Consider the following 26,060-nt stretch of genomic DNA (forward strand, 5'->3'; position numbering starts at 1 on the left):
CAGCACGATCTGGACGGGAAGTTGGAGATCGTGTGTGACAACGGGGCTGCTGCACACACAAGTTGGGGGCAAGTCAGGCATCTGTCTTCGAATGCAGGTACGGATACCTTGGGTAACACCCGGCAATTTCCGGCCCATTGAATCCCGGGCTTTCGGACTCCTTGTTTCCAGTACGGCGCATGTGCAAAGGTGTGCCACCCGCGGGCAGCAAAGGCACAGGTCAGACCATAAGTACGCACCAATAGGCACCTGCTTTCCGAAGGAAGCGCATTCCATGCGCTGTCCTCGGCTCGGAAGGAAATGGTTCAGTGCTGCCTCCTTACCCCCCACGCCCGCCGTATCCGCCCCACCTCGGATCACCCCCAGGGGAGTCCGACCGCGATCTCCTCGCCCGCTTCGCCGACCCGGAACCGGACGCCAGGGCCGTCGCACTGCTGATGGCCCGGCACTGGCGCGCGGTCCACGAATACGCCGTCATCTGCCTCGCTGCGTCGACCGTTTCGGCGTCGATGGCCGCGAGCGCGGCGTTCCAGCAGGTGCTCGGCCGCCGGACGGCGGTCGGCGCGTTGCGACCGCAGTTGCTGGTGACCGTCAGGAACACAGTCAGGGAATGGGCCGCCGAGGATGACGTGACGGCTCTGATGCCGGAACTCGGCAAACCCACCGGAGGTCGCGGACTGCGTGCGGTGAGGTCCGTGACGCCCGAAAAGCGACGCCTCGCCGAGCGCGCTTTCCATGCCCTTCCGTCGGCCTCCCAATGCCTGCTCTGGCACACCGAGGTGGAGACGGAACCGATAACCGTACCGGCTGGTCTGCTGGGCATTGACGCCCTTACCGCGTCCTCCGCCCTGGAGCGGGCGCACGAGGAATTCCGGGCCGGGTGCGTGCGCGCCCACCGGGAACTCGCGCCCACCAGGGAATGCCGTTTCTACAACCGTCTCCTGGACGTCCCCATGCGACGCGGCGGCGCCCTGCTGCCCGACGTGCAGCACCATCTGATGCGCTGCCGGTACTGCCGACTGGCCGCTGAACAACTCAGCCACTTCGACGGGGGTCTGGACGCGCTGCTCGCCGAGACCGTGCTCGGCTGGGGCGCGCAGCGCTATCTCGACTCCCGCCCCGGCCGCACCCCGGCCGCGTCGCCCCCGCCGCGTCGGTTGTCCGCCGTCCGTCCACCCGGCGCCGCCCGCCCGGGCGCCGGCGGCCGCCACCGGCCCGCTCAGACCGGTTTCCTCACCATGCCCCGACGGCACGCCAGGGCAGTGGCCGTCGGCGTCGGCCTTGCTTCCCTCGCGCTGCTCGCGACGGTGCTGGCGGCCAGGGGCTGGAGTGATGACAACGGTGTCCCGGGACCCGGCGCCACCTGGGGAGCACCCAGCAGCCGCACCGTCCGCCCCGGCCCGCCGTCCGTTGAGCCGACCGTCGGAACGCCCTCCGCGGTCTCCGTGGAACGCCCTGTCGAGGTCGCCCGGGGTCGTCTGCGCAACCTCGCGGCCGGCCGCTGCCTCGACGGGCGGGGCACCGTCGCCGTACTGGCGGTCTGCACGACCGCCGGCTCACAGCAGTGGTCGTACCAGGACGACGGGCAACTGCGCAGTGTTGCCGCCCCTTCGCTCTGCCTCGGCTCCGGCACCCGCGACGCGGTGGTCGGGCTGGCCGACTGCGGGGCGCGCGCCGGGCAGGTGCAGTACGACCTGACCGTGCGCGGCGAGCTGCTCCTCCGCTGGGCCGGGGGCAAACTCGTCGCCCCCGGCGCGGACGGGGAGTTGGTCGTTGCCGTGCGGGACGGGTCCGCCGAGCAGCGGTGGCGGCTGGAGGCGGTGGGCGAGGAGACGCGCGAGTCCGGCGGGGCAGGGGACGCAGGTGTGCCGGGGGAATCCTCGCTCCGGAGCGCGGACGACCGGGAGCGCGACTCACGCGGTGAGCGGCCGGACGAGCGGCGCGGAGACTCTGATCGGCGCGGGGCCACTCCTCGGCGCGGAGATTCCGACGCGCGCGGCGGCTCTGAGCGGCGGGCGGACTCCCGTGGCGAGTGGCGGGACGACCGGCCCCGAGGCTCCGACCGGCACCGCGGCTCCGACCGGCACCGCGGCTCCCACGGGTACCAGGGCTCCGACCGCAGCCACCCCGAACGGCCCCGAGGCTCCGACCGGCACCGCGGCTCCCACGGGTACCAGGGCTCCGACCGCAGCCACCCCGAACGGCCCCGAGGTTCCGAGGGGCGACACAGAGGCCCTCACCGAAACGCAAGCCCCGACCCCCGCCACAGCGACGACCGCCGTCACAGCGACGACGATCACCACGACAACACCCCTCACGCCGACGCCCGGCACCGAGACGACAACCCACGGCGCCGGGCGCCAGGCAACCCGCCGGACGCCCACGAGACCCGGCTCGCCCAGGCCCGCCGCGTCGGCGACGCGCGGCCCCAGCCCGCCGGTCCGCCCACCCCGCCGCGGCTGGAACCCGCGGGATCCGTGCGACCCGGGACGGTCATCGTGACCCGGTAGGCTCGCGGCGTGCGCCGGGCCTGCGGCGCACGCCGTCCGCACGCGGGGACGCGAATTCGGGAGGAACCGGCCGTGCACGTCCAGGAGTGGCTCGAGACCGTACCCGCGGTCGCCATCTACGCGCTGGTGGGAGTGGTCATCGGCCTGGAGAGCCTGGGCATCCCGCTTCCGGGCGAGATCATCCTGGTCTCCTCGGCGCTGCTCGCCTCGCAGCACGGCGACATCGATCCGTTCGTCCTGGGCGCGTGCGCCAGCGCCGGCGCGATCATCGGCGACTCCATCGGCTACGCGATCGGCCGCAAGGGCGGGCGGCCGCTGCTCGCCTGGCTCGGCAAGAGGTTCCCGAAGCACTTCAGCGAGGCGCACATCGCCACGGCCGAGCGCTCCTTCGAGAAGTGGGGCATGTGGGCCGTCTTCTTCGGCCGCTTCGTCGCCCTGCTCCGCATCTTCGCGGGCCCGCTCGCGGGGGTGCTGCGGATGCCGTACTGGAAGTTCCTGATCGCCAACGTCTTCGGCGGCATCCTGTGGGCGGGCGGCACCACGGCGGTCATCTACTACGTGGGGGTCGTCGCCGAGGCCTGGCTGAAGCGCTTCTCGTGGGTGGGGCTGGTGCTGGCGGTGCTGGTCGGCGTCACCTCGATGCTCGTCATGAAGCGCAAGGCCAAGAAGGTCTCGGAGTCGAGGACGGTGGCCGCGCCGGAGCCCGTCGGCGCCGTGGAGTAGGGCGACGGCCACAGGCGTGGGGGTTGCGTCGTGCTGCTCCCGCGCGGGAGAGCGATCCTCCCCCCGAGCCCGTGCCTGGCCCGCGGAGCGCCCGTCGCCGTCACCCCTCGTGCGTCTCGCGGTGCGCCTTGCCCAACTCGGCGTACATGGTCCCGTTCAGCGTGACCCCCTCCCGCTCCTCGGTGCTCAGTTCCCGCCGCACCTTCGCCGGCACCCCCGCCACCAGCGACCCCGGCGGCACCACCATCCCCTGCGGCACCAGCGCCTGAGCCGCGACGAGTGATCCCGCCCCGATCACCGCGCCGTTGAGCACGGTGGCCCCCATCCCGATCAGGCAGTCGTTCTCGACGGTCGCCCCGTGCACCACGGCGTTGTGCCCGATGGACACCCGCTCACCGACGCTTACCGGGTACCCGGGGTCGGCGTGCAGCGTGCAGTTGTCCTGCACGTTGCTGCTCGCACCCACCGAGATCCGCTCGACGTCCCCCCGCAGCACGGCCCCGTACCAGACGCTCGCCCCGGCCCCCAGCGTCACGTCCCCGATCACCGCGGCCGTCGGGGCGACGAACGCCTCCTGATCGACCCTCGGCTCCTTGCCGCCGATGCCGGTGATCAGCGCCTGGTGCGTCATGCTCAGCTCCCTCGTCGTCGAGTACGAGGGAACGGTACGCCACGCCGTGGGGCGAAGATCACAGGCCCGTGCCCTCATGGCCGCACCGCGCGCTGAGTACCGTGAGCGGGTGCCGAAGCGCAAGAACACGTTCTCATCCTGGCGCCGCCGCCAAGTGCAGCGGGCCCTCCACGCGGGCTGGGCCTGGGTGCAGCGCACGGCGTCCGTCACCGCGGAGCACCCGGGACGGTTCCGCTTCGGTGCGATGGGAACCGGTACCAGGCTCGCCTTCCCGCTCGGCACGGTCTTCGGCGAACCCTGGATCCACCTCGGGGCCCACTGCATCGTCGGCGAGCAGGTCACCCTGACGGCCGGTCTGATGCCCGACCTCGACCTCGGCCCGGAACCGATCCTGCGCATCGGTGACGGGGTGGTCCTCGGCCGGGGCAGCCATGTCATCGCCGACACGACGGTCACCATCGGCAGCGACTGCTACTTCGGGCCGTACGTCTACGTCACGTCCACCAATCACTCGTACGACGATCCGCACCAGCCCATCGGCAAGCAGTGGCCCCGGATGGAACCGGTGGAGATCGGCCCGGGCTGCTGGATCGGCACCGGCGCGGTGATCCTGCCGGGCGCGCGGCTCGGGCGGAACGTGGTGGTGGCCGCGGGTGCGGTGGTACGGGGCGTGGTGCCCGATCACGCCGTCGTGGCGGGGGCGCCCGCCCGGGTCGTACGGCGCTGGACGGCCGTCGACGGCTGGCAGCCGCCGTTGCGGACGCCGGCGCCGGTGCCGATACCGGACGGCGTCACCCCGGAGCAGTTGCGGGCGCTCGCGGATCTCGACGAGGAGACGGTGGAGCGGCTGGCCGAGCTGGAGCCGGAGGCCTGACTAGCCGGTCGCCAGCAGCAGGGTGCCGGCCAGGGCCAGTCCGGCGCCCGCCGCCTGGATCGCGCGCAGCCGTTCGCTGAGCAGGCCGCGTGCGGCCAGTGCCGTCACCACCGGGTACAGCGAGGCGAGTACGGCGGCGACGGTGACGGGGCCTTGCTGGGCGGCGATCGAGTACGTGCCGTTGGCCGCCACGTCCGCCAGTCCGACGAAGGCCAGCGCCGGAAGCGCGCCCCAGGGGAAACCTTCGGCCGGGAGGGCGGGAGAGCCTCGCCGCACCGAGACGTACAGGGCGGTGCCGCCCGCGAGGACGTTGGTGACGCGCTGGACGAACAGGGCGAGGAACAGTCCGGTGAGCGTCGTGGACGCCTCCGCGATCAGGGCCATCACCGCGCCGAAGCCGAACGCCGCGAGCAGGGTGAGCAGGACGGCCTGCCGCTGCACCGGCGCCCCCCTGAACTGCGGCCCGCCCGCGAGCACCACCCCGGCGACGGCGACCACGATGCCGGCGACCTGCAGCAGGCCCGGACGCTCGCCGAGGACCAGACCCACGCCCACCGGCACTGCCACGCCGAGCGACCCGAGCGGTGAGACGACCCCCATCGGGCCGAGGGCGAGCGCCTTGTAGAAGGAGAGCATCGCCACCGGGCCGACGAGGCCGGCGGCCACCGCGAACCAGAGCTGCGCACCCGCCTCGCTCCAGGCCCCGGTCGCGACCACGATCGCGCCGAGCACCACCACCGCGATCGACTGCGAGACGACGACGACCGTCAGCGCGGGTGTACGCCGGGTCAGCAGGCCGCCGCCGAAGTCGGCCAGGCCCCACAGGAGGCTGGTGGCCAGGGCGAAGAGTGCCGTCATCGAGTCGCCTCGCAGTACAGTTCAGTGAACGATTTGGTGCAGCACACCATAGTTCATTCTGTTGAACCCTGTCATCCAAAATATTTGACCGCCTCACTGATGGACGGAATGTGTCGGACCTCGACCTGCTGACCCAGTCCCTGGCCCGGAACGTCAAGCGCTGGCGTGCCGAGCGCGGGTTCACCCTGGACACCCTCGCCGCCCGCGCCGGGGTCAGCCGCGGCATGCTGATCCAGATCGAGCAGGCCCGCACCAACCCCAGCCTCGGTACCGTCGTCAAGATCGGCGATGCGCTGGGCATCAGCATCACCACCCTGCTCGACTACGAGCAGGGCCCCAAGGTCCGTGTCGTCCCCGCCGATCAGGCCGTCCGGATGTGGCACACCGAGGCGGGCAGCTACAACCGGCTGCTCGCCGGCACCGAGGCCCCGGGCCCGCTGGAGCTGTGGGACTGGCGGCTGATGCCGGGCGAGAGCAGCTCCTCCGACCCGCACCCGTCCGGCACGGTCGAACTCGTGCACGTCACCGCCGGCGAGCTGACGCTCACCGTGGACGGCGTCGACCACGCCGTACCGGCCGGCGCGAGCGCCTCCTTCGACGCCTGGTTGCCGCACGCGTACGGCAACCAGGGCGCCGTACCGATGGAGATGGTGCTGGCCGTGTCGGTGCCGCCCGTGCACTGAGACGCGCCGTGGCCGGTCCGGCGGGGGCTGTTAGCGTGCCGCCATGCGCGCACCCATCGGACGCTTCGACCAGGCGACGCCCGCGCCCGACTGCCTCGACGAGCTGACCGGCCCGGTCGCCGAGGCCGTGCGGAACTGGCGCGGCAGCGTACCCGCCGAGCAGATCGTCTACGTCGAGACCGACCCGCAGTGGGCCGACACCGACGTCTTCGTGGAGCACTACGGCCGCGAGCTGCTGGAACAGTCCGCCAACTGCGTGGTCGTCGCGGGCAAGCGCGGCGGCGAGACCACGCTGGCCGCCTGCGTCGTGCTCTCCACCACCCGCGTCGACGTCAACGGTGTCGTCCGCCGGCAGCTGGGCGCCCGCAAGGCCTCGTTCGCCCCGATGGACACGGCGACCGGTGAGAGCGGCATGGAGTACGGCGGCATCACCCCGATCGGGCTGCCCACCGGCTGGCCGGTGCTCGTCGACTCCGCCGTGGTCGACCTGCCGTACGTGCTGGTCGGCAGCGGCAGGCGGCGCGGCAAGCTGCTGGTGCCGGGCAAGGCCTTCGCGGAACTGCCGGGCGCGGTGGTCCTGGAAGGACTGGGCGCGGCCTGACCCGGGCCTCACGCCGAGGCGTGGTGGGCCAGCGGCAGATGCGGGTCCGCCGCACCGGGCGTGTGCGCCGGATCGGCGTGCACAAGGGCCGCGGTGAGATGCGGAACGGCGTGCAGCAGGGCGTGTTCCGCCTCGACGGCGATCGCGTGGGCCTGACGTACCGTCACCTCACCGTCGACCACCAGCGCCACCTCGGCCCGCAGCCGGTGGCCGATCCAGCGCATCCGCAGTTCGCCCACCTCCTGCACGCCCGGCACGGTGCGCAGCGCCTGCTCGGCCCGGTCCACCAATGCCGGGTCGACGGCGTCCAGCACGCGCCGGAACACTTCCCGGGCCGCGTCGCGCAGCACCAGCGTGATCGCCGCCGTGATCGCCAGCCCCACCACCGGGTCGGCCGCTTGCCAGCCCAGGGCCGCGCCACCGGCGCCCAGCAGCACGGCCAGTGACGTGAACCCGTCCGTCCGCGCGTGCAGTCCGTCGGCCACCAGCGCGGCCGAGCCGATCGAGCGGCCGACGCGGATCCGGTAGCGGGCCACCCACTCGTTGCCCGCGAAACCGGCCAGGGCCGCCACGGCGACCGCCGGGATGTGCTGCACCGGACGCGGGTCGAGCAGCCGGTCGACGGCCGTCCATCCCGCGAACGCGGCGGACGCGGCGATCGTCAGCACGATCACGATGCCCGCCAGGTCCTCCGCGCGCCCGTAGCCGTAGGTGAACCGCCTGGTCGCCGCACGACGGCCCAGCACGAAGGCGATCCCGAGCGGTACGGCCGTCAGCGCGTCCGCCGTGTTGTGCACCGTGTCGCCGAGCAGTGCGACCGATCCGGACGCCACGACCACGAGCGCCTGGGCGAGCGCGGTCGCGCCGAGCACCGCGAGCGAGACCCACAGCGCCCGCATGCCGCGTGCCGAGGACTCCAGGGCGGAGTCGACCTTCCCGGCGGTGTCGTGGGAGTGCGGCGTGAGGAGATGGCCCAGGCGGTGCCTGAGGCCGGTGGGCGAGTGGTGATCGTGCTCGTGGTGGTGCCGGTCACTCACGGCGATCCCCTTTCCGGTGCGCGGCGGTGACGGGCGCGCGGCCCTGGTGGTGGACGTACCCGGGCCGGGCCGCCATTATGTGCGTATGAGCGCACGCATGCACCTGTCATCTGCGCACGATGCGCACCCGCGCAGCCCGGGCGAGGAACAGTTCGCGCTCGCCGCCGAACTCCTCTCCCTGCTCGGCGACCGCACCCGCCTCACCCTGCTGCACGCGCTGAGCACGGGCGAGGCCGACGTCTCTACGCTCACCAAGACCTGCGGTGCGGCGCGGCCCGCGGTCAGCCAGCACCTGGCGCGGCTACGGCTGGCAGGGCTGGTGACCACGCGCAAAGAGGGCCGCCGGGTGATCTACTCCCTGCGTGACGGTCATGTGCGCAGGGTCGTGGACGAGGCGCTGAACCACGCCGACCACCGGCTCACCGGACGGCCGGAGCACGACTGACGCCCGGCTGACATCCCGGACGGGCTCAGAGCCCGGGGTCCCTGCCGAGGTACTGCTCCGCGAACGCGGAGGCGGCGGCCGGTGAGGTGAACAGGCGGCGCAGCCGGGCGAGAGTGGTGCCCGCGTGATGGGGGTCGCCGGAGGCGGTGCCGTGGAACACGTCGGACAGCCAGCGGGAGAACTCCTGGTAGTCCCAGACCCGCCTCAGGCAGTCGGCCGAGTAGCCGTGCAGCCCGCTCGCGTCGCCCTTGGTGAGGTGGGCCACGAGCGCGTCGCCGAGCAGGAACGCGTCGTGCAGGGCGAGGTTCATGCCCTTCGCGGCGATCGGGGCGGTGAGATGGGCCGCGTCACCGGCCAGGAACAGCCGCCCGGACGCCATCGGCTCGACCACGTAGTTGTGCATGTCGAGCACCCGCTTCTCGATCAGCCGGCCCTCGGTGAGCGGCGGGGTGTCCCGCGCACCCAGCCGTTCCTGGAGCTCGGCCCAGACGCGCTCGTGAGGCCAGTTGTCCGGGTCGTCGCCGGGCGGGCACTGGAGGTAGTACCGCGTGACCTCGGGGCTGCGGGCCATGTGCCCGGCGAAGCCACGGGGGTGGATGCCGAACACCACGCAGCCGGACGACGGCGGAGCCTCGGCGAGCAGAGCCAGCCAGCCGATGCCGTAGTCGTGGCGCGCGACGCGGACCCGCTCCGGCGGCAGCGCCCCGCGCGTCACGCCGCGCGCCCCGTCGCAGCCCGCCACGAAGTCGCAGCGGATCACCCGGCGTTCGCCGGTCTCCGGGCACACGTACGACACCGCCGCGCGGTCCGAGTCCAGGTCGTGGAGCTGGACGTCCCGCACGCCGAACCGGATGTCGCCGCCGCGCACGTCGGCGTACTCACGCACCAGATCCGTCACGAGCAACGGCTGCGGATAGATCCAGTGGTGCTGCCCCGTCAGTTCCGCGTATGACAGCCGGTGCCGCCCTCCGCCGAAGCGGAACTCGCACTCGGTGTGCCGCTGGGCCCGCTCCAGCAGGTTCCCGGCCAGGCCCCGCCGCTCCAGGCCGCGCACGGCCCACTCCTCCAGCACCCCGGCCCGTGGCCGCTGTTCGATGAACGCCCTGCTCTCCACCTCCAGCACGACACAGTCGACGGACGCGGCCCGCAGGATGTTGCCGAGCGCCAGTCCGGCGGGCCCGGCGCCCACGATGACGACCGGACGCCGTTGCGACGCGGGGGAGTTGGGGTGGGGGGAAGCTATGGCCACGCCGAGCATTATGACGGTGGCCTGTCAGGCAGGCGAGGAGTGGGAGGAGGGGTGCGCCGGGCGGGCTGCCGCTGCCCGTGAGCTCGGGCGCCGCTCGGGCCGGGTACGGCGTGGGCGCCCGCGACGTGGGGCGGGCTATCCGAGGCGCGGTATCTCGATGGCGGGGCAGCGGTCCATCACCATGTCGAGGCCGGCGGCGCGGGTGCGCTCGCAGGCGGCCTCGTCGACGACGCCGAGCTGGAACCAGACAGCCTTGGCGCCCTTGGCGACCGCCTCGTCGGCGACGGCGCCCGCGACGTCGCCGTTGACGAAGACGTCGACCACGTCCACGTCGAAGGGGATGTCGGCGAGGGAGGCGTAGCCCTGCTCGCCGTGCACCGTCTCCGCCTTGGGGTGCACCGGCACGACGCGCTTGCCGAACCGCTGGAGCACCTCGGCGACGCCGTACGCCGCCCGCGCCTGGTTGGACGACAGGCCCACGACGGCCCAGGTGTCGCCGAGCTCGGTGAGAATCCTGCGGACCGTCGCGTCGTCGCCGTACACCAGGGGCCTCCTCGGGCCGAGTCGTCTTCTCGTCACATCGTGCAACGGACGGGCGCACGCCATGATTCCCGCGGCCGTACCGGTCAGAGGAAACCCTGCGCTGTCCGGAACGCGTGCCGTGCGACCGGCCGTGGCTCCGCCTAGGCTCACTGCGTGCTGCGCATCATCGACGCCCGGACCGGAGAACCCGTCGACGCCTCCACGACGCGGCGGGGACTGACCTGTGTGGAGGCCCACGCACCCGCCCACGACGCCACCGCCCTGCGTGTGCTGCTCGTCGCGGACGTGCTGGTCCGCGCCCTGGAACTGGGCGGCACCCCGGTGTGGGGGCTGCTGTCCGGGGCGCGCGGCCGGGCGGAACTGAGGTCGGCCGCCGCCGCCCTGGGAGTCCGGCCCTTCGAGGACCGTTACGACGCCGGGGCCGGACTGGGGGAGCGGCAGGTCATCCATGTGGTGGGGGAGGGCGGGGTGAACCCCGACGGGGTGTGCGTCGCGGTGGCACCCGTGTCCGGCGGTTCCGGGATGCCGCCGGGTGACGACCCCGCGGTGCTGCGCATGGCCTTGCTCCTCCGGCGCCGCGGCGCCCCCGCGCGCGTGGACGACCCGGCCCTCGCCGAGGCCCGTGGCACGCTGGCCCGCTGGCGCAGGGCCGTCGCCGACTGGGCGCGGCGCCCCTCCCGGCCGGTTCCGGAGGAGGTGCGCGGACAACTGCGCACCGCCTGGGAGGACGACCTGGACGTGCCCGCCGTGCTCGGCGTCCTGCACCGGGTGGAGACCGATCCGGGACTGCCGGACGGTGCCCGCTTCGAGACCTACGCGTACGCGGACCGGCTGCTCGGGCTCGAACTGACCCGTGACCTGGGAGCCCCGGCGTGAAGCCGCGCGCGGGAGGCGGCCCGCTGCGCCGGCTGGTCGTGCTGCGGCACGCCAAGTCCGCCTGGCCGCCGGACGTCGACGACCACGAGCGCCCGCTCGCGCCCCGGGGCCGCAGGGACGCGCCGGCCGCCGGTCGCGCGCTGGCCGAGAGCGACTGCCTGCCTGACCTCGCCCTGTGCTCCACAGCGGTACGCGCCCGCCAGACCTGGCAGCTGGCGTCGGCCCAGTGGGCCACCCCGGGACCCGTCCGGTACGACCACGGGCTCTACGGGGCGGAGGTCCCCGACCTGCTGGCGGCCGTGCACACGGTGCAGCCCGAGGTGCGGACACTGCTTCTCGTCGGGCACAACCCCGGCCTTCAGGAACTGGTTCTCGCGCTCGCCGGGGACGGTGTCGGTGACACGCTGGACCGGGTGCGGGTGAAGTACCCCACGTCGGCGATCGCCGTACTGGCCTGCCACGGAAGCGCCTGGGACGCGATGCGGCCCCGGGCCGCGGTGCTGACGGAGATGCTGGTACCCCGGGGGAAGAAGAAGTAGGACGGGCCCCGGGGTGCGATTCCGGGAGACCGGCGTGCTTCCGCCCCGCTCCGCGGTGGGATCGAGGGGGACGCGCGCGTAGCGCTTAGGCTGGCCGGATGCAGGACGAGTACCACACGGTCGCCCGCGCGGGCGTGCACGAAACCGAGGTCAACCGCTCGCGCTTCCTGTGCGCCCTCGCCCCGGCCGCCACCGAGCGGGAGGCACAGGACTTCGTCGCCGCCGTGCGCAAGGAGCACGCCGACGCCACGCACAACTGCTGGGCCTACGTCATCGGCGCCGACGCCGCGATCCAGAAGGCGAGCGACGACGGCGAACCGGGCGGCACCGCCGGCGTCCCCATGCTCCAGATGCTGCTGCGCCGCGACATGCGGTACGTCGTCGCCGTCGTCACCCGCTACTACGGCGGGGTCAAGCTCGGCGCGGGCGGACTCATCCGGGCATACGGCGGCGCGGTCGGCGAGGCCCTCGACGCCCTCGGCACCCGCACCAGGCGCCGCTTCCGGCTGGCCACGGTGACCGTCGACCACCAGCGCGCGGGCAAGGTCCAGAACGACCTGCGCGCCACCGGGCGCGACGTGCGGGACGTGCGGTACGAGGAGGCGGTCACGATCGAGATCGGTCTTCCGGACACCGACGTGGAAGTCTTCCGGGCCTGGCTCGCGGACGTGACCGCGGGAACGGCGGGGTTCGCATTGGGCGGGGAGGCGTACGGGGACGCCTAGTTCGGGGCGCTTTCCGTGTAAACGAGGGGCAAATGCCCGTAACGGACACGGTCGTAGGTCGGCATGACGGGGCGATACGGGAGTAACCGCCCGTGGTGTCAGACCCGGCCGTTAGTCTCGGGGATCATGAGACTGCTGCACACTTCCGACTGGCATCTCGGCCGGGCGTTCCACCGGGTGAGCATGCTCGGCGCCCAGGCCGAGTTCATCGGGCACCTCGTCACGACCGTGCGCGAGCGCGACGTCGACGCGGTGGTCGTGTCGGGAGACGTGTACGACCGGGCGGTGCCGCCGCTGGCCGCGGTGGAGCTGTTCGACGACGCCCTGCACCGGCTCGCCGACCTCGGTGTGCCGACGGTGATGATCTCCGGTAACCACGACTCCGCCCGCCGCCTGGGCGTCGGCGCCGGGCTGATCGGGCGCGCGGGCATCCATCTGCGCACCGAGCCCGCGGCCGCCGGCACACCGGTGGTGCTCCGGGACGCCCACGGCGACGTGGCGTTCTACGGGCTGCCGTATCTCGAACCCGCCCTGGTGAGGGACGAGTTCGGAGTGGAGAAGGCAGGTCATGAGGCGGTGCTCGGCGCCGCCATGGAGCGGGTCCGCGCCGATCTCGCCGCACGCGCGCGCGGCACGCGGTCGGTCGTCCTCGCGCACGCCTTCGTCACCGGCGGTGAGGCCAGCGACAGCGAGCGGGACATCACCGTCGGCGGGGTGGCGGCCGTGCCCTCCGGTGTCTTCGACGGTGTGGACTATGTGGCGCTGGGGCACCTGCACGGCTGCCAGGCCATCACCGAGCGCGTGCGGTACAGCGGTTCCCCGCTCGCGTACTCCTTCTCGGAGGCCGGGCACCGCAAGAGCATGTGGCTGGTCGACCTCGACGCCGAAGGAGCCGTCACCGCCGAGCGCGTCGACTGCCCGGTGCCGCGGCCGCTCGCCCGGATCAGCGGCCGGCTGGAGGAACTGCTCGCCGACCCGGCGCTCGCCCCGCACGCGCAGGCATGGGTGGAGGCGACCCTCACCGACCCGGTGCGGCCGGCCGACCCCATGGCCCGCCTCACCGAGCGCTTCCCGCACACCCTCAGCCTCGTCTTCGCCCCCGAGCGCGCCCCGGAGGATCCCGGGGTGTCCTACGCCAGCCGCCTCGCGGACCGCACCGACCAGCAGATCGCCGAGGACTTCGTGGCGCACGTGCGCGGCGCGGGACCCGACGGCCGTGAACGGGTCGTGCTGCGGGACGCGTTCGACGCCGTCCGTGCCGACCGGACCCTGCGGGAGGTGGCCCGGTGAGGCTGCACCGCCTCGACATCACCGCCTTCGGCCCCTTCGGCGGCGCCCTGAGCGTGGACTTCGACGCACTCTCGGCGGCGGGCCTCTTCCTGCTGCACGGGCCGACGGGCGCGGGCAAGACGTCCGTCCTGGACGCCGTCTGCTACGCCCTCTACGGCTCGGTGCCGGGCGCCCGGCAGACCGGCCAGGGCACCGCCCTGCGCAGCGACCACGCCGCGCCCGGCACGCGCACGTCCGTGACGCTCGAACTGACCGTCGCCGAACGCCGGTTGGAGATCACCAGGCAGCCGCCCTGGGAGCGCCCCAAGAAGCGCGGCACGGGCACCACGCTGGACAAGGCCCAGACCTGGCTGCGGGAGCACGACGCCGGCTCCTGGAAGGATCTCAGCCGATCCCACCAGGAGATCGGCGAGGAGATCACGCAGCTGCTCGGGATGAGCCGGGAGCAGTTCTGCCAGGTGGTCCTGCTGCCGCAGGGCGACTTCGCGCGGTTCCTGCGCGCCGACGCCGAGGCCCGCGGCCGGCTGCTCGGCCGCCTCTTCGACACCCAGCGCTTCGCCGACGTCGAGAAGCGGCTCGCCGAGCGGCGGCGCGCCACCGAGGAGGACGTGCGCGAGGGCGACGCCGAACTGCTCGCCGACGCCCACCGCATGCATCAGGCGGCGGACGGCGCGATGGAACTGCCCGAGCTGACGCCCGGCGATCCGGGGCTTGCCCAGGCTGTGCTGACGGCCGCCGCCGTCGCCCGGAGCACCGCGCGGGAGCAGCTGACGGTGGCCCGATGCCGGCTCGCCGCCGCCGAGTCCGCCCAGGCTCTGGCCGGCCGCGCGCTGGCCGACGTACGCGAAGTCGCCCGCCTCCAGCGGAGGTTCGCCGACGCCCGGGAGCGGGCCCGGGGACTGGCCGAGCGGGGCGAGGCGCACCGGGCGGACCAGCAGCGTATGGAGCGGAGCCGGAAGGCGGAGGCGGTCGCGCCCGCACTGGAGCTGCGGGAGTCGGCCGACGCCGAGCACCGTGCGGCGGCCGCGGCGGAGGCACGCGCGCGTGCCGCGCTGCCCGACAGCTTCGCCGACGCGGACGCCACCGGGCTCGCCGCCGCCGCCCGGCGGACGGCCGAGGAACTGGGCGGGCTCGACGCCGCCCGCCGGGCCGAGCGCAGGCTGGCCGACGTCCGCGCGGAGCGCGCCGACCTGGACCGGCAGGAGCGCGCCGACGAGGACGTGCTGCACGAGGCAGGGACGTGGCTCGCCGGGTGGGACGCGACCCGGGCCGGGCATCAGGACCGTGTCGAGGCCGCCCAGGAGGCGGCCTCGCGCGCCGAGCAGCTCGCCGTGCGCCGCGAACCGGCCCGAAGGCGGCTCGGCGCCGCCCGGATGCGCGACCAGCTGGCCGGGGACACCGAGCAGGCCCAGAAGCAGGCCCTCGCCTCCGGGGAACGCGCCCTCACGGCCCGCGCCCACTGGCTCGACGTCAAGGAACAGCGTCTGAACGGTATCGCCGCCGAGCTGGCCGCGGGCCTGGAGGACGGCGAACCCTGCGCCGTGTGCGGGGCCACCGAACACCCCGCCCCGGCGCGGAAGGTCGCCGGGCACGTCGACCGGGAGGCCGAGGAGCGGGCGCTCGCCGCCTACCAGCGCGCCGAGGAGGCACACGCCGAGAACGAGCGTCGTCTGGGCGTCGTCCGCGAAGCCCTGGCCGCCGCGACCGCCGAGGCGGGCGACACACCTACCCGCCAACTCGCGGAAGAGGCCGAGGAACTGGAGCGGCTGCATGCCCAAGCCCGGCGGGAGGCGTCCGGGCTGCATGCCGCGCGCGAGGAGCTGCGCCGGGCGGAGCAGGAGCACGAGCGCAGGACCGCCGCACGCCGGGAGGCCGAGCTGAGGACGGCGTCCCGGCTGGCCCGCCGTGACGCCCTGGAGCGGGAAAGGACCGCACTGGAAGGAGAGCTGGCGCAGGCTCGCGGCGCGTCGGGGAGCGTCGCCGCGCGCGCTGCCGAGCTGGAGCGCCGGGTGGCGCTGCTCACCGAGGCCGCCGAGGCCGTACGGCTCGCGCAGGACGGCGCCCAGCGCCTCAAGGACGCCGACGCCCGCCTCGCCGACGCCGCCTTCCGCGCCGGTTTCGACACCCCGCAGGCCGCGGCCGCGGCCCTGCTGGACGCCGCGACCCATCGCGAGCTGCAACGACGCTTCGACGCCCGGCAGGCCGAGGAGGCCGCCGTCCGCGCGGTGCTCGCCGAGAGCGACACCGCGACCGCCGCCCAGCGGCCGCCCGCCGACCTCACCGCGGCCGAGGAGGCCGCCGCGCTGGCGGACCAGCGGGTGCGCGACGCCGCGTCCGCCTGCGACGCCGCCGTCCGCCGCTGCGCCGAGCTCGACCGGCTCTCTGCACGCGCCGCCGCCGGGGTGCGACGGCTGGGGCCGCTGCGTGAGGAGTACGACCGGGTGGCACGGATGGCCGGGCTCGCGTCCGGCACCTCCGCGGAGAACGCACGCCGGATGCGACTGGAGTCGTACGTCCTCGCGGCTCGTCTGGAGCAGGTGGCGGCCGCCGCGACCGCACGGTTGCAGCGGATGTCGTCCGGGCGTTACACGCTCGTCCACTCCGACGACCGGTCCGGACGCGGGCGCAGCGGGCTGGGGCTGCATGTCGTCGACGCCTGGACCGGACGGGAGCGGGACACGGCGACGCTGTCGGGCGGCGAGACGTTCTTCGCCTCGCTCGCGCTGGCCCTCGGCCTCGCGGACGTCGTCACGGACGAGGCCGGCGGGGTGCGGCTGGACACCCTCTTCATCGACGAGGGGTTCGGCAGCCTGGACGACCAGACGCTGGACGAGGTGCTGGACGTGCTCGACTCACTGCGTGAGCGGGACCGGAGCGTCGGCATCGTGAGTCATGTGGCCGATCTGCGGCGCCGGATCCACGCGCAGCTGGAGGTGGTGAAGGGGAGGTCGGGGTCGGTGCTGCGGCAGCGGGGCACGGGCTGAACCGGCCTCACTGGCCCAGGGGACGCCGGGGAAGGGGCGAGGAGTAGACGATGCTCGTGGTCACCGAGCCCAGAGCGCCGATCTTGCCGGACACCTCCTCGAGGTGCCGCATGGAGCGGGCGGCGACCTTGATGACGAAGCAGTCGTCGCCCGTCACATGGTGTGCCTCGAGTATCTCGGGCGTCGCGGCGACAAGGTCGTGGAACGGCTTGTAATTGCCGGTCGGATAGCGCAGGCGGACGAACGCCAGGATCGGCAGTCCCAGCCGCTCGGGGTCCACGACGGCGGCGTACCCCTGGATGACGCCCGCCTCCTCCAGCCGCCGCACCCGTTCGGTGACCGCGCTCGCGGACATGGAGACGGCACGTGCCAGCTCGGCGAAACTGGCACGGCCCTCACGCTGGAGGACGTCGAGGATGCGCCAGTCGGTGGCGTCCGGGGAATACGCGGTCATCCCGGATGGATAGCAGGGGAAACCCCGGCCGATCAAGGGATATGCCGGGGATCGCTCCTTCAGGGAGCTGATCGACGGGACGTACATTTCAGGCAGATCCAGCCCCGCCCCGTCCCGGAAAGGCCAAGCCGATGAGCAGCGTCCCGACCGCCGGCCACCCCGTCCTGCGCGTCGCCCCCGCCACACCCGCCGCGGCGGCCGCCCACTTCCGTGCGAGCCTCGCCTTCCACGCGGACGTCTCGGACGTGGCCGCCGCGCTCGCGGCCGACCGCGATCCCGGTTTCGTGGTCGTTGACTCCCGTTCGACGGAGTCGTGGGACCAGGGCCACATCCCCGGCGCCGTCCACCTCCCCACCGCGCTGATCCCCGGGCGGGCCGGGCGGCTCCTCGACAAGTCGGTGCCCGTCGTGACGTACTGCTGGGGTCCCGGGTGCAACGGGGCGACGCGCGCCGCGCTCGCCCTCGCCGAACTCGGCTACCACGTCAAGGAGATGCTCGGCGGCTTCGAGTACTGGGTCCGGGAGGGCTTCGCGTTCGAGACCTGGCAGGGCCGTGAGCGCCGGGACGCCGACGCGCTGACGGCACCGGTGGGGGACTGCGGCTGCTGAGTGGTGGACACCCGCCGGGCGGGCGGGAGCCGGTCGACCAGGAGGGTGGCCCCAGGGGCCGGCGGTGCCGAAAACCGCGTGCGTCCGGCCTGTCCGCTGCCCATCATGGTCGACCATGCCTCACCTGCCTCGTCCCACCCCCGAAGACCTCCGCCGCGACCCCCTGCCGCTGCGCGGCCGTACCGCCCTGGTCACCGGGGCCAGCCGGCGCGCGGGCATCGGGCATGCCGTGGCCCGGCGGCTCGTCGCGTACGGCGCGAGTGTGTATCTGCACCACCATGTCCCGCACGACGCCGCCCTGCCCTGGGGCGCCGACCGGATCGAGGACGTGGTCGCTTCCGTGCGCGCCGCGCTGGGCGACCCCGACGCGCGGGTCGTCGCCGGGCCCGGCGACCTCGCCGATCCGGCCACGCCCGCCGAGCTGATGGCCACCGCCGCCGCGGCGCTGGGCGGACGGCTGGACATCCTCGTCGCCAACCACGCCCTGAGCGGATCCGACGGGCCGCTCGACACGATCGACGCCGGTCTGCTCGACGCGCACTGGGCGGTCGACACACGGTCGGTCGTGTTGCTGGTCCAGGCCTACGCGCGACTGCGGGAGGAGTTGCCGGCGCGGACGCCGGGCGGGCGCGTGGTGATGATGACCTCCGGCCAGGACATCGCCGGCGGTATGCCCGGCGAGATCGCGTACGCCCTCCAGAAGGGCGCGCTCGCCTCGGTCACCCGCTCGCTGGCGACGACGCTCGCCGAGCAGGCGGTCACGGTCAACACCGTCAATCCGGGACCGGTGGACACGGGCTACCTGACCGGCGAGGCCCACGCGGCCGTCGCCACGCGCTTCCCCGCCGGGAGGTGGGGCATGCCTGACGACCCGGCCCGCCTCATCGCCTGGCTCGCGACGGACGAGGCGGACTGGGTCACCGGCCAGGTGATCAACTCGGAAGGCGGCTTGCGCCGTTGACGTGACCGGCGGCCTCAGAGACCGGAGAGCTCGTCCACGAGGTCGTCCAGGCCCAGGGAGCCCTGGGACAGAGCGGCCATGTGCCAGGCCTTGAGGTCGAACGCGTCGCCGTGCCGCTCGCGGGCGTTCTCGCGGCCCAGCAGCCAGGCGCGTTCGCCCAGCTTGTAGCCGATGGCCTGGCCGGGGATCGTGAGGTAGCGGGTCAGCTCGCTCTCCACGAAGTCCGCCGGGCGGCTGCTGTGCGCGCCGAAGAACTCCTGCGCCAGCTCGGGCGTCCAGCGCTCACCCGGGTGGAAGGGGGAGTCCGCCGGGATCTCCAGCTCCAGGTGCATGCCGATGTCGACGATCACGCGGGCGGCCCGCATCATCTGCGCGTCGAGGTAGCCGAGCCGCTGCTCGGGGTCGGTGAGGAAGCCCAGCTCGTCCATCAGCCGCTCCGCGTAGAGCGCCCAGCCCTCGGCGTTGGCGCTGACGCCGCCGATGGTGGCCTGGTAGCGGGAGAGGTCACCGGCGACGTGCGCCCACTGCGCGAGCTGAAGGTGGTGGCCGGGGACCCCCTCGTGGTACCAGGTCGACACCAGGTCGTAGACGGGGAAGCGGGTCTGGCCCATCGTCGGCAGCCAGGTGCGGCCGGGGCGGGAGAAGTCCTCCGAAGGGGGCGTGTAGTAGGGGGCGGCGGCGCTGCCGGGCGGAGCGATGCAGGACTCCACCTTCCGCACCCGCTCCGCGAGTTCGAAGTGCGTGCCGTCCAGCTCCCGGATTGCCTGGTCCATCAGGTCCTGGAGCCACTGCCGGACCTCGTCGACGCCCTCGATGTGCCTGCCGTGCTCGTCGAGGTGGGCGAGCGCCACCCACGGGGTCTCCGCGCCCGGGAGGATCTTCTCGGCCTCCTGCCTCATCTCGCCGAGGATGCGGTGGAACTCGGACCAGCCGTAGGCGTACGCCTCGTCCAGGTCGAGGTCGGTGCCGTTGAAGTAGCGCGACCAGCGGGCGTACCGCTCCCGGCCCACCGTGTTCGGTGCGCCCTCGACCGTCGGCGCGTACACGTCACGCATCCAGTCCCGCAGCTCCACCACGGCCGCGGTCGCTCCGCGGGCCGCCTCGTCCAGTTCGGCGCGCAGCGCCTCGGGGCCGGCGGAGGCGAAGTCCTCGAACCAGCCGCGGCCGCTGCCGTCGGTGTCCGTCCACTCGCCGAGCTGCTCGATGAGCGTCGCCGTCGGGCGCGGGCCCGCGTACAGCTTGCGCTCCAGCCCCAGCGCGAGGGACTCGCGGTAGCCCGCCAACGCGGCGGGTACGGCGCGCAGCCGCTGCGCGATGGCCGCCCAGTCCTCCTCCGTCTCCGCCGGCGTCACCGTGAACACCTCGCGCACCGGGTGCACGATCGTCCCCAGGTTGCCGACCGAGCGCAGACCCTCGTCCGCGTCGTGCACGGCGAGCTCGGCGGTGAGGCGCTCACGCAGCAGGCGTGCGCACCGGCGCTCGATGTCACTGTCCGCGCCGGGCGCGCGCTCGGCCTCGTCGAGCTTCGCGAGCGTGGCCCGCCCCAGCTCGGCGAGCGCCTGCTGGCCCGCGGGCGAAAGGTCGGGCAGGCGGCTCGAACTCTCCTTCACGCCGAGATACGTACCGGTGACCGGGTCGAGGGCGATGAGTTCGTCGACATAGGCGTCGGCGACCTCTCGGGGCAGCGGGCTCTTGGTGTCTGACATGCGGACCATCCTCGTACGAGGGGCCACTGTGCGTCACCCCGATTGTGCCGAGGGCGAATGCGGCAGCAGGGGCCCGCAGTCCCACCGCTGGAAGATCAACCGGGTCTCGACGCGGGCGACTTCGCGGTGGGCCGTGAACTCGTCCAGCACCAGCCGTTGCAGATCCGCCATGTCCGCGACCGCGACATGCACGAGGTAGTCGTCGGGACCGGTGAGGTGGAAGACGGTCAGCGACTCCGGCAACGCCCGGATCCGCTCCACGAACGGCCGCACCAGCTCCCGGCGGTGCGGCCTGACCTGCACGGACAGCAAGGCCTGCAGCCCGCGTCCCAGCTTGGCCGGGTCCAGCCGCAGCTGGTGCCCGAGGATCACACCGGCACGGCGGAGCCGGGTCACCCGGTCCAGGCACGTCGACGGTGCGACGCCCACCTGGGCGGCGAGATCGCGGTAGGTCGTCCGGGCGTCGTTCTGCAACAGCCGCAGCAGATCGAGGTCCACCGGATCCAGTACGACAGATTCGGCCACTGGCCGAACGTAACACGGTTCCGGCCCCTTGTGACCCGGTCGGTGTTCACTCTGCGGGGCATGGAGATGAGAGCGCTGGACGGCGGGGACACCGTCACAGGAGACACGGCACGCGGCGCGGCGGCGGGCGACCGGACCAGGAGGTTCGCCACCGAGGCCGTCCACGCCGGGCGTGACGATCTTGCCCGGCAGGGTCTGCACGCCCCGCCCATCGACCTGTCCACCACGTACCCCTCTTACGACAGCCGGGCCGAGGCCGCCCGCATCGACGCCTTCGCCACCACCGGTGCCGAACCCGACGGTCCGCCCGTCTACGGCCGGCTGGGCAACCCGACCGTCGCCCGGTTCGAAACCGCCCTGGCACGCCTCGAAGGCACCGAGTCCGCCGTAGCCTTCGCCAGCGGCATGGCCGCGCTGAGCGCGGTCCTCCTCGTCCGGGCCTCCCTTGGCCTGCGCCACGTCGTCGCCGTGCGGCCCCTGTACGGCTGCAGCGACCACCTCCTCACGGCCGGCCTGCTCGGCTCGGAGGTCACCTGGACCGACCCGGCCGGCATCGCGGACGCGCTGCGGCCCGACACGGGGCTCGTCCTGGTGGAGTCCCCGGCGAACCCGACGCTCGCGGAAGTCGACCTGCGGGCCGCGGCGCACGCGTGCGGCTCGGTGCCGTTGCTCGTCGACAACACCTTCGCCACACCGGTTCTGCAGCGTCCCGTCGAACAGGGCGCGAGACTGGTGCTGCACAGCGCCACCAAGTACCTCGGCGGGCACGGCGACGTCCTCGCCGGAGTCGTCGCCTGCGACGAGGAGTTCGCGGGACGGCTGCGGCAGGTGCGCTTCGCCACGGGCGGGGTGCTGCATCCGCTGGCCGGCTATCTGCTGCTGCGCGGCCTGTCGACCCTGCCCGTGCGCGTGCGGGCGGCGTCCGGGAACGCCGCCGAACTCGTCCGCCGCCTCGCCGCCGACCCGCGCGTGGCCCGCGTCCACTATCCGAGCATCGGTGGCGCGATGATCGCCTTCGAGGTGCACGGCGACCCGCACGAGGTCATCGCCGGCGTCCGGCTGATCACTCCCGCCGTCAGCCTCGGCAGCGTCGACACCCTCATCCAGCACCCGGCGTCCATCAGCCACCGCATCGTGGACGCGGACGACCGCCGGGGCGCCGGGGTCAGCGACCGGCTGCTCAGGATGTCGGTGGGGCTGGAGGACGTCGAGGACCTGTGGGCCGACCTGGACGGCGCCCTGGGGGAGGGGCCGGTGCCTGCCCGGGCGGCGGCAGGGGTCTGGCACGCCTGAACCACTGCGGCAAGATCTCGGAGACGGCCCGGCGTGTGCCCTTGGGCTGTCCCGGAGTGCGGCTGCGACGGCGCTGCGCCGGACTGTCGAGGGCGCGCCGTCTCTGGGGCGGCTGGAAGAGGCTTCGGGACCTGGCTCGGCGTGTGTCTTGTGCTGTCCCGGGGGTGTGGCTCGGGCGGCGCCGCGTTGGACGGCCGGGGGTGTGCCGCCCCGGGGTGCGGCCGGACGGGGCCTCGGCACCGGCCGGTACCCCGGCGTGTGGCTGGACGAGGCCTCGGGACCGGCCAGGGGCGGCGTGGCCCTTACTGCCCCGAGGCGCGGCTGGGGCGACGGCCTGCGGGGCGGCTCGGGTGAGCCGCCCCGCAGTGTCCGTCAGCTCATTCCCGACCGCTCCGTCCGCCGAGCCGCTCCCCGTCGTACGGCAGTCCCGAACCGACCGGCGTCGCGTCCAGCCGTGCCGTGATCACCAGCGTGCCCTCCTCGATCTGGTAGTCGAGGGGCAGGCCCAGCCCGCGCATCGCGGCGACCATGCCGGTGTTGGAGGACTGCGTCACGGCGTACACGCTCTCGCAGCCCGCCTCGACGGCCATCGACACCAGGCGGCCGAGCAGTTCGGTGCCGATGCCACGGCGCTGCCAGTCGTCCTCGACGAGGAGCGCGACCTCCGTCTCGTCCCCGTCCCACAGCAGGTGGCCCAGCCCGACGATCCGGCCCGACGCGGTCTGCACGGCGAGCGTCCGGCCGAAGCGCGGGCTGAGAAGGTGGTTGAGGTAGCGGTCGGCATCCCCGACCGGCCCGTGGTAGCGCATCGACAGGGTGCGCGCCGAGCACCGGTCGTGCATCGCCTTCGCGGCCTCGAGGTCACCGGTGTCGGCCCGGCGCACGGTGATGGCGTTGCCCTGCGGCAGCGTCAGCACGTCCTGGCTGCGCGGGATGCGCGGCCCCAGCCGGGCGTCCAGCTCCACCAGCGCCCGCGCCCTCGCGAACTCGGTCGGCGTGAACGGCAGATAGGGCCGCTCGACCGTGATCACTCCACCTTCCGGTGCGCGCAGCCGCATCACGGTGTCCTCCAGAACGCCCTCCACCGGCACACCCTCCGTCGTGCGACCGCCGCCCACCGGGGCCGCGGGCAGCGAACGGATCGTGCACCTGCCGAGCAACTGCCGCAACGCGAGCGGCAGCTCGGCGGCGTCCAGCGCCGTGCGCGTGGCGAGGCCCAGGACCCGGGTCGGTGCGTCCACGAGATCGTGCGCGTCGGCACGTTCGACCCACGTGCCCGTACCCCCTGCCCGGGAGGCCGCCCGCGTCAGCTCGGCCGCCGCGAGCCCGGCGGGGGCCCGCAGCAGGAACTCGTCCACCGTGCCGTCACCGAGCGGATGCGTCTGCAGGCTCAGGATGTCGACCCGGTGCCCGGCCAGCTCCGTGCAGAGGGCGGCCAGTGAACCAGGTTCGTCCTTCACCGTCGTGCGCATCCGCCACAGCGCGCCGTCCCTGGACTCGGGTTCCGGGTTCGCCGAGGCCGGCCCGGCCTGCCGCTCCGGAGAGGGCGGCCGGGCGCCGGTATCACTGGTCGGCGGTGCGTGCCCGTGGCGGCGTGACCACCAGGTGTGGAACGCCGCCGTGGCGAGCAGGGCGATCGCGGAGATCACCAGCAGTGCCGGGCCGTCGGGGCCGTGGCCGATCAGGTTCGCCACGGCGTCGGCCACGGCGACGGCGGTGAACAGGGCGGCCAGCTCCACGAGGTCCCGTCGCCAGTGGTGCACGGGGCGGCCATGTTTCGCTCGTGTCACATCAGACATGTCTCGACTCATGCACTCACTGTGAAGGAATCGTGTTGCGTGATCACGAACGCTTTGTGACTGATCGGTAAAGCATGCATCTGTCCCATTTGTTGTTCTTTTTACAACAGCGGGGTCCGGAGTCGACGACCTGCGAGGCCTGTGTGTCCGGCTGCCCCCCCCGGTACCGGCCGGCCTACGTCACGCGGCTACCACCTCACTCAGCACACAGCGCAGCCGACGCGCCTGCGTCGCCAGACGCGAGGAGCCGCGCCGGGCCGCCACCTGGGCCAGGTGCGGCAGGTCGCCCCGCGCCCCGGACCGAGCCGCCGCGCCGAACACGGACGTGCCGCGCACCGGGGGATGACGCCGGTGCGCGGCACGTGGCACGAGGGTACGGGAGCCTCCGTCCGGGAGGGGAACTACTGACCGACCCGCCCGGGACGCAGCACCTTGGTGAACAGCACGGTGCCGTCCTGCTCGCGCAGCCGGACCGTCAACTCGGCGCTGTCGCCGTCGATGTCGACCTCGCCGAAGAACTGGTAGCCCTCCGCGGGGGAGACGTTGGCCGCCGTCGGTGCCTTCACGAACACCCGCTCGGGACCGAAGGTGTTGTCGAGCGCGTTCGCCGGGAAGGCACCGGCGTTCAGCGGGCCGGACACGAACTCCCAGAACGGCTCGAAGTCCGGGAACGCCGCCCGCGACGGGTGGTAGTGCTGCGCCGAGGTGTGGTGCACGTCGGCGGTCAGCCACACCGTGCCCGTGATCCGCCGGTGTTTGACGAACCGCAGCAGTTCCGCGATCTGCAGCTCACGGCCGAGCGGGGCACCCGGGTCGCCCTGGGCGACCGCCTCGATGTTCGGCCTGCCGTCGCCGGTGTCCGGCACGACGAGGCCGAGCGGCATGTCGGAGGCGATCACCTTCCACACCGCACGGGACCGGGTCAGCTCGCGCTTGAGCCACTGCAACTGCTCGCGGCCGAGGATGCCCTGCGCGTCCGTGGTCTGGTCGTCCGTCGAATTGGCGTTGCGGTAGGTGCGCATGTCCAGGACGAAGACGTCCAGCAGCGGGCCGTAGCGCTGCACCCGGTGGACCCGGCCGCCGGGGCGGCGCAGCGTCGAGATGGGGAAGTACTCCGAGAACGCCCGCCGGGCCCGCGCCGCGAGCACGTCGACGTTCTTCTCGGTGTACCGGGTGTCGGCGAGGATCTCTCCCGGATACCAGTTGTTGGTGACCTCGTGGTCGTCCCACTGGATGATCGAGGGGACCTGGGCATTGAACGCGCGGAGGTTCTGGTCGAGCAGGTTGTAGCGGAAGTTGCCGCGGAACTCCGCCAGCGTCTCCGCGACCTTCGCCTTCTCCTCGGTGGTGATGTTCCGCCAGGTCCGTCCGTCGGGCAGTGTCACGGTCTCGGTGAGCGGCCCGTCGGCGTAGACGTTGTCGCCGCTGCACAGGAAGAAGTCCGGGTCCAGGGCGGCCATCGCGTCGTAGATCCGGTAGCCGCCCATCTCCGGGTTGATGCCCCACCCCTGTCCGGCCAGATCGCCGGACCAGACGAACCGCACGCCGTCCCGGCGCCGGGCGGGTGCCGTACGGAAGGTCCCGGTGACCGGCTCGCCGGTACGGCGCGGGTCGTCCGGGTCGGCCAGCAGCACCCGGTAGTGGATCTGCTCGCCGGACGGCAGGCCGTGCAGCGGGGTCGTACCGGTGTAGTCGGAGTCCCGGCCGAGCAGGGGGCCGTACCAGCGGCGCGGAGTGCGGAACGATTCGGTGGCGGAGGTCTCGACGATCATCCTGGCGGGGCGGTCGGAGCGCACCCACACCAGCCCGGAGTGCGCGCTCACGTCGCCCGTCTGCACGCCCCAGCCGGCCTTCGGACGGCCCGACAGGGCGAGGGCCGGCGCCGCGCCGGCACCGGTGGGCAGAGTCAGGGCCGCCGACGCGGCGAGAGAGCCGCGCAGGACACTGCGTCGGCCGGGCAAGGGCAGATGGGACATGGGTGCGCCTCCAGGACGGGACGGGTCCGGCCAGTTGCGATGCCACAACTACTGGGGCGCCGCAGCGCACACGCAAACCGTGAGTGAACACGGGCCCCGTGGGACACAGGAAGGGGGACGCCAAGGCTGTCGCGGCGCGGTGCGGCGGACGTGACGGCGCTGCCCACCAA

The 26,060-nt window shown here is 73.3% G+C and carries 25 protein-coding genes; 14 read left to right on the top strand and 11 right to left on the bottom strand.

From position 1 onward, the window contains the following. Nucleotides 1-308: 308 nt before the first annotated feature. Both ACIHCM_RS12945 and ACIHCM_RS12950 read left to right on the top strand, forming a co-directional pair. Nucleotides 309-2,510, top strand: coding sequence for a ricin-type beta-trefoil lectin domain protein (locus tag ACIHCM_RS12945; protein ID WP_399893607.1), 2,202 nt, complete (start codon nt 309-311; stop codon nt 2,508-2,510). 72 nt (nt 2,511-2,582) lie between these two features. After that, complete coding sequence (locus ACIHCM_RS12950; RefSeq protein ID WP_399893610.1) at nt 2,583-3,233, top strand: DedA family protein; 651 nt, start codon at nt 2,583-2,585, stop codon at nt 3,231-3,233. Between the two features lie 100 nt (nt 3,234-3,333). Here ACIHCM_RS12950 and ACIHCM_RS12955 read toward each other — a convergent pair whose 3' ends face one another. Continuing rightward, complete coding sequence (locus ACIHCM_RS12955) at nt 3,334-3,864, bottom strand: gamma carbonic anhydrase family protein (protein ID WP_399893613.1); 531 nt, start codon at nt 3,862-3,864, stop codon at nt 3,334-3,336. Nucleotides 3,865-3,973: 109 nt separating this feature from the next. On the opposite strand from ACIHCM_RS12955, the gene ACIHCM_RS12960 reads away from it, so the two are divergent. Further along, nucleotides 3,974-4,738 carry an acyltransferase gene (locus tag ACIHCM_RS12960; RefSeq protein ID WP_399894598.1) on the top strand — a complete coding sequence of 255 codons (765 nt, stop codon included), beginning with the start codon at nt 3,974-3,976 and terminating at the stop codon, nt 4,736-4,738. Here ACIHCM_RS12960 and ACIHCM_RS12965 read toward each other — a convergent pair whose 3' ends face one another. After that, the gene (locus ACIHCM_RS12965; RefSeq protein ID WP_399893615.1) at nt 4,739-5,596 is read right to left on the bottom strand and encodes an EamA family transporter; all 858 of its coding nucleotides are present in this window, start codon (nt 5,594-5,596) and stop codon (nt 4,739-4,741) included. Nucleotides 5,597-5,706: 110 nt separating this feature from the next. Here ACIHCM_RS12965 and ACIHCM_RS12970 point away from each other — a divergent pair, with 110 nt between their 5' ends. Together ACIHCM_RS12970 and ACIHCM_RS12975 are read left to right on the top strand one after the other, a co-directional pair. Beyond that, entirely contained in the window at nt 5,707-6,279 is a 573-nt protein-coding gene (locus ACIHCM_RS12970) for a helix-turn-helix domain-containing protein (protein ID WP_399893618.1), read from the top strand. A gap of 43 nt (nt 6,280-6,322) precedes the next feature. Then, nucleotides 6,323-6,880 carry a YbaK/EbsC family protein gene (locus ACIHCM_RS12975; protein WP_399893622.1) on the top strand — a complete coding sequence of 186 codons (558 nt, stop codon included), beginning with the start codon at nt 6,323-6,325 and terminating at the stop codon, nt 6,878-6,880. 8 nt (nt 6,881-6,888) lie between these two features. Here ACIHCM_RS12975 and ACIHCM_RS12980 read toward each other — a convergent pair whose 3' ends face one another. Continuing rightward, nucleotides 6,889-7,917 carry a cation diffusion facilitator family transporter gene (locus ACIHCM_RS12980; protein WP_399893625.1) on the bottom strand — a complete coding sequence of 343 codons (1,029 nt, stop codon included), beginning with the start codon at nt 7,915-7,917 and terminating at the stop codon, nt 6,889-6,891. Between the two features lie 85 nt (nt 7,918-8,002). Here ACIHCM_RS12980 and ACIHCM_RS12985 point away from each other — a divergent pair, with 85 nt between their 5' ends. Continuing rightward, the gene (locus ACIHCM_RS12985; RefSeq protein WP_399893628.1) at nt 8,003-8,362 is read left to right on the top strand and encodes an ArsR/SmtB family transcription factor; all 360 of its coding nucleotides are present in this window, start codon (nt 8,003-8,005) and stop codon (nt 8,360-8,362) included. 25 nt (nt 8,363-8,387) lie between these two features. Here the strand turns inward: ACIHCM_RS12985 and ACIHCM_RS12990 are convergent, their stop codons facing one another. Together ACIHCM_RS12990 and ACIHCM_RS12995 are read right to left on the bottom strand one after the other, a co-directional pair. Then, nucleotides 8,388-9,611, bottom strand: a complete 1,224-nt coding sequence (locus tag ACIHCM_RS12990; protein ID WP_399893631.1) for a 4-hydroxybenzoate 3-monooxygenase — start codon at nt 9,609-9,611, stop codon at nt 8,388-8,390. 135 nt (nt 9,612-9,746) lie between these two features. Continuing rightward, on the bottom strand, nt 9,747-10,154 hold the full coding sequence (locus ACIHCM_RS12995) for a CoA-binding protein (protein ID WP_399893634.1): 408 nt from the start codon (nt 10,152-10,154) through the stop codon (nt 9,747-9,749). 153 nt (nt 10,155-10,307) lie between these two features. On the opposite strand from ACIHCM_RS12995, the gene ACIHCM_RS13000 reads away from it, so the two are divergent. From ACIHCM_RS13000 to ACIHCM_RS13020, 5 genes are all read left to right on the top strand, one after another. Beyond that, entirely contained in the window at nt 10,308-11,030 is a 723-nt protein-coding gene (locus ACIHCM_RS13000; RefSeq protein WP_399893636.1) for a hypothetical protein, read from the top strand. Further along, on the top strand, nt 11,027-11,569 hold the full coding sequence (locus tag ACIHCM_RS13005) for a SixA phosphatase family protein (protein ID WP_399893639.1): 543 nt from the start codon (nt 11,027-11,029) through the stop codon (nt 11,567-11,569). Before ACIHCM_RS13000 ends, ACIHCM_RS13005 begins: the two co-directional genes overlap by 4 nt. Before the next feature lie 98 nt (nt 11,570-11,667). Continuing rightward, entirely contained in the window at nt 11,668-12,294 is a 627-nt protein-coding gene (locus tag ACIHCM_RS13010) for a YigZ family protein (protein WP_399893642.1), read from the top strand. Between the two features lie 126 nt (nt 12,295-12,420). Continuing rightward, entirely contained in the window at nt 12,421-13,584 is a 1,164-nt protein-coding gene (locus tag ACIHCM_RS13015; protein WP_399893645.1) for an exonuclease SbcCD subunit D, read from the top strand. After that, nucleotides 13,581-16,568, top strand: a complete 2,988-nt coding sequence (locus tag ACIHCM_RS13020; protein ID WP_399893648.1) for an AAA family ATPase — start codon at nt 13,581-13,583, stop codon at nt 16,566-16,568. The genes ACIHCM_RS13015 and ACIHCM_RS13020 overlap by 4 nt, the downstream gene beginning before the upstream one ends. Before the next feature lie 7 nt (nt 16,569-16,575). On the opposite strand, the gene ACIHCM_RS13025 is transcribed toward ACIHCM_RS13020, so the two are convergent. Beyond that, nucleotides 16,576-17,022: an Lrp/AsnC family transcriptional regulator gene (locus tag ACIHCM_RS13025; RefSeq protein ID WP_399893651.1), complete on the bottom strand. Its 447-nt coding sequence runs from the start codon at nt 17,020-17,022 to the stop codon at nt 16,576-16,578. Between the two features lie 131 nt (nt 17,023-17,153). Here ACIHCM_RS13025 and ACIHCM_RS13030 point away from each other — a divergent pair, with 131 nt between their 5' ends. After that, nucleotides 17,154-17,630: a rhodanese-like domain-containing protein gene (locus tag ACIHCM_RS13030; protein ID WP_399893654.1), complete on the top strand. Its 477-nt coding sequence runs from the start codon at nt 17,154-17,156 to the stop codon at nt 17,628-17,630. A gap of 115 nt (nt 17,631-17,745) precedes the next feature. Then, nucleotides 17,746-18,591 carry an SDR family oxidoreductase gene (locus tag ACIHCM_RS13035; RefSeq protein WP_399893657.1) on the top strand — a complete coding sequence of 282 codons (846 nt, stop codon included), beginning with the start codon at nt 17,746-17,748 and terminating at the stop codon, nt 18,589-18,591. Nucleotides 18,592-18,605: 14 nt separating this feature from the next. Here ACIHCM_RS13035 and ACIHCM_RS13040 read toward each other — a convergent pair whose 3' ends face one another. Together ACIHCM_RS13040 and ACIHCM_RS13045 are read right to left on the bottom strand one after the other, a co-directional pair. Next, nucleotides 18,606-20,297, bottom strand: a complete 1,692-nt coding sequence (locus tag ACIHCM_RS13040) for a DUF885 domain-containing protein (protein ID WP_399893660.1) — start codon at nt 20,295-20,297, stop codon at nt 18,606-18,608. Between the two features lie 33 nt (nt 20,298-20,330). Further along, on the bottom strand, nt 20,331-20,822 hold the full coding sequence (locus ACIHCM_RS13045) for an Lrp/AsnC family transcriptional regulator (protein WP_393113721.1): 492 nt from the start codon (nt 20,820-20,822) through the stop codon (nt 20,331-20,333). Between the two features lie 60 nt (nt 20,823-20,882). Between ACIHCM_RS13045 and ACIHCM_RS13050 the strand changes: the two genes are divergently transcribed. Then, nucleotides 20,883-22,115, top strand: a complete 1,233-nt coding sequence (locus ACIHCM_RS13050) for a trans-sulfuration enzyme family protein (protein ID WP_399893664.1) — start codon at nt 20,883-20,885, stop codon at nt 22,113-22,115. A gap of 377 nt (nt 22,116-22,492) precedes the next feature. Here the strand turns inward: ACIHCM_RS13050 and ACIHCM_RS13055 are convergent, their stop codons facing one another. The 3 genes from ACIHCM_RS13055 to ACIHCM_RS13065 all read right to left on the bottom strand — a co-directional run bounded on the left by ACIHCM_RS13055 (nt 22,493) and on the right by ACIHCM_RS13065 (nt 25,890). Beyond that, the gene (locus tag ACIHCM_RS13055; RefSeq protein WP_399893667.1) at nt 22,493-23,878 is read right to left on the bottom strand and encodes a GNAT family N-acetyltransferase; all 1,386 of its coding nucleotides are present in this window, start codon (nt 23,876-23,878) and stop codon (nt 22,493-22,495) included. Nucleotides 23,879-24,094: 216 nt separating this feature from the next. Further along, a complete protein-coding gene (locus tag ACIHCM_RS13060; protein WP_399893670.1) occupies nt 24,095-24,250 on the bottom strand; it encodes a hypothetical protein in 156 nt (51 codons plus the stop codon). A 65-nt stretch (nt 24,251-24,315) separates the two neighbouring features. Beyond that, entirely contained in the window at nt 24,316-25,890 is a 1,575-nt protein-coding gene (locus ACIHCM_RS13065) for an alkaline phosphatase D family protein (RefSeq protein ID WP_399893673.1), read from the bottom strand. Nucleotides 25,891-26,060 lie beyond the last annotated feature (170 nt).

Origin of the sequence: Streptomyces sp. NPDC052023 (assembly GCF_044548465.1) — a bacterium.
Lineage (GTDB): Bacteria > Actinomycetota > Actinomycetes > Streptomycetales > Streptomycetaceae > Streptomyces.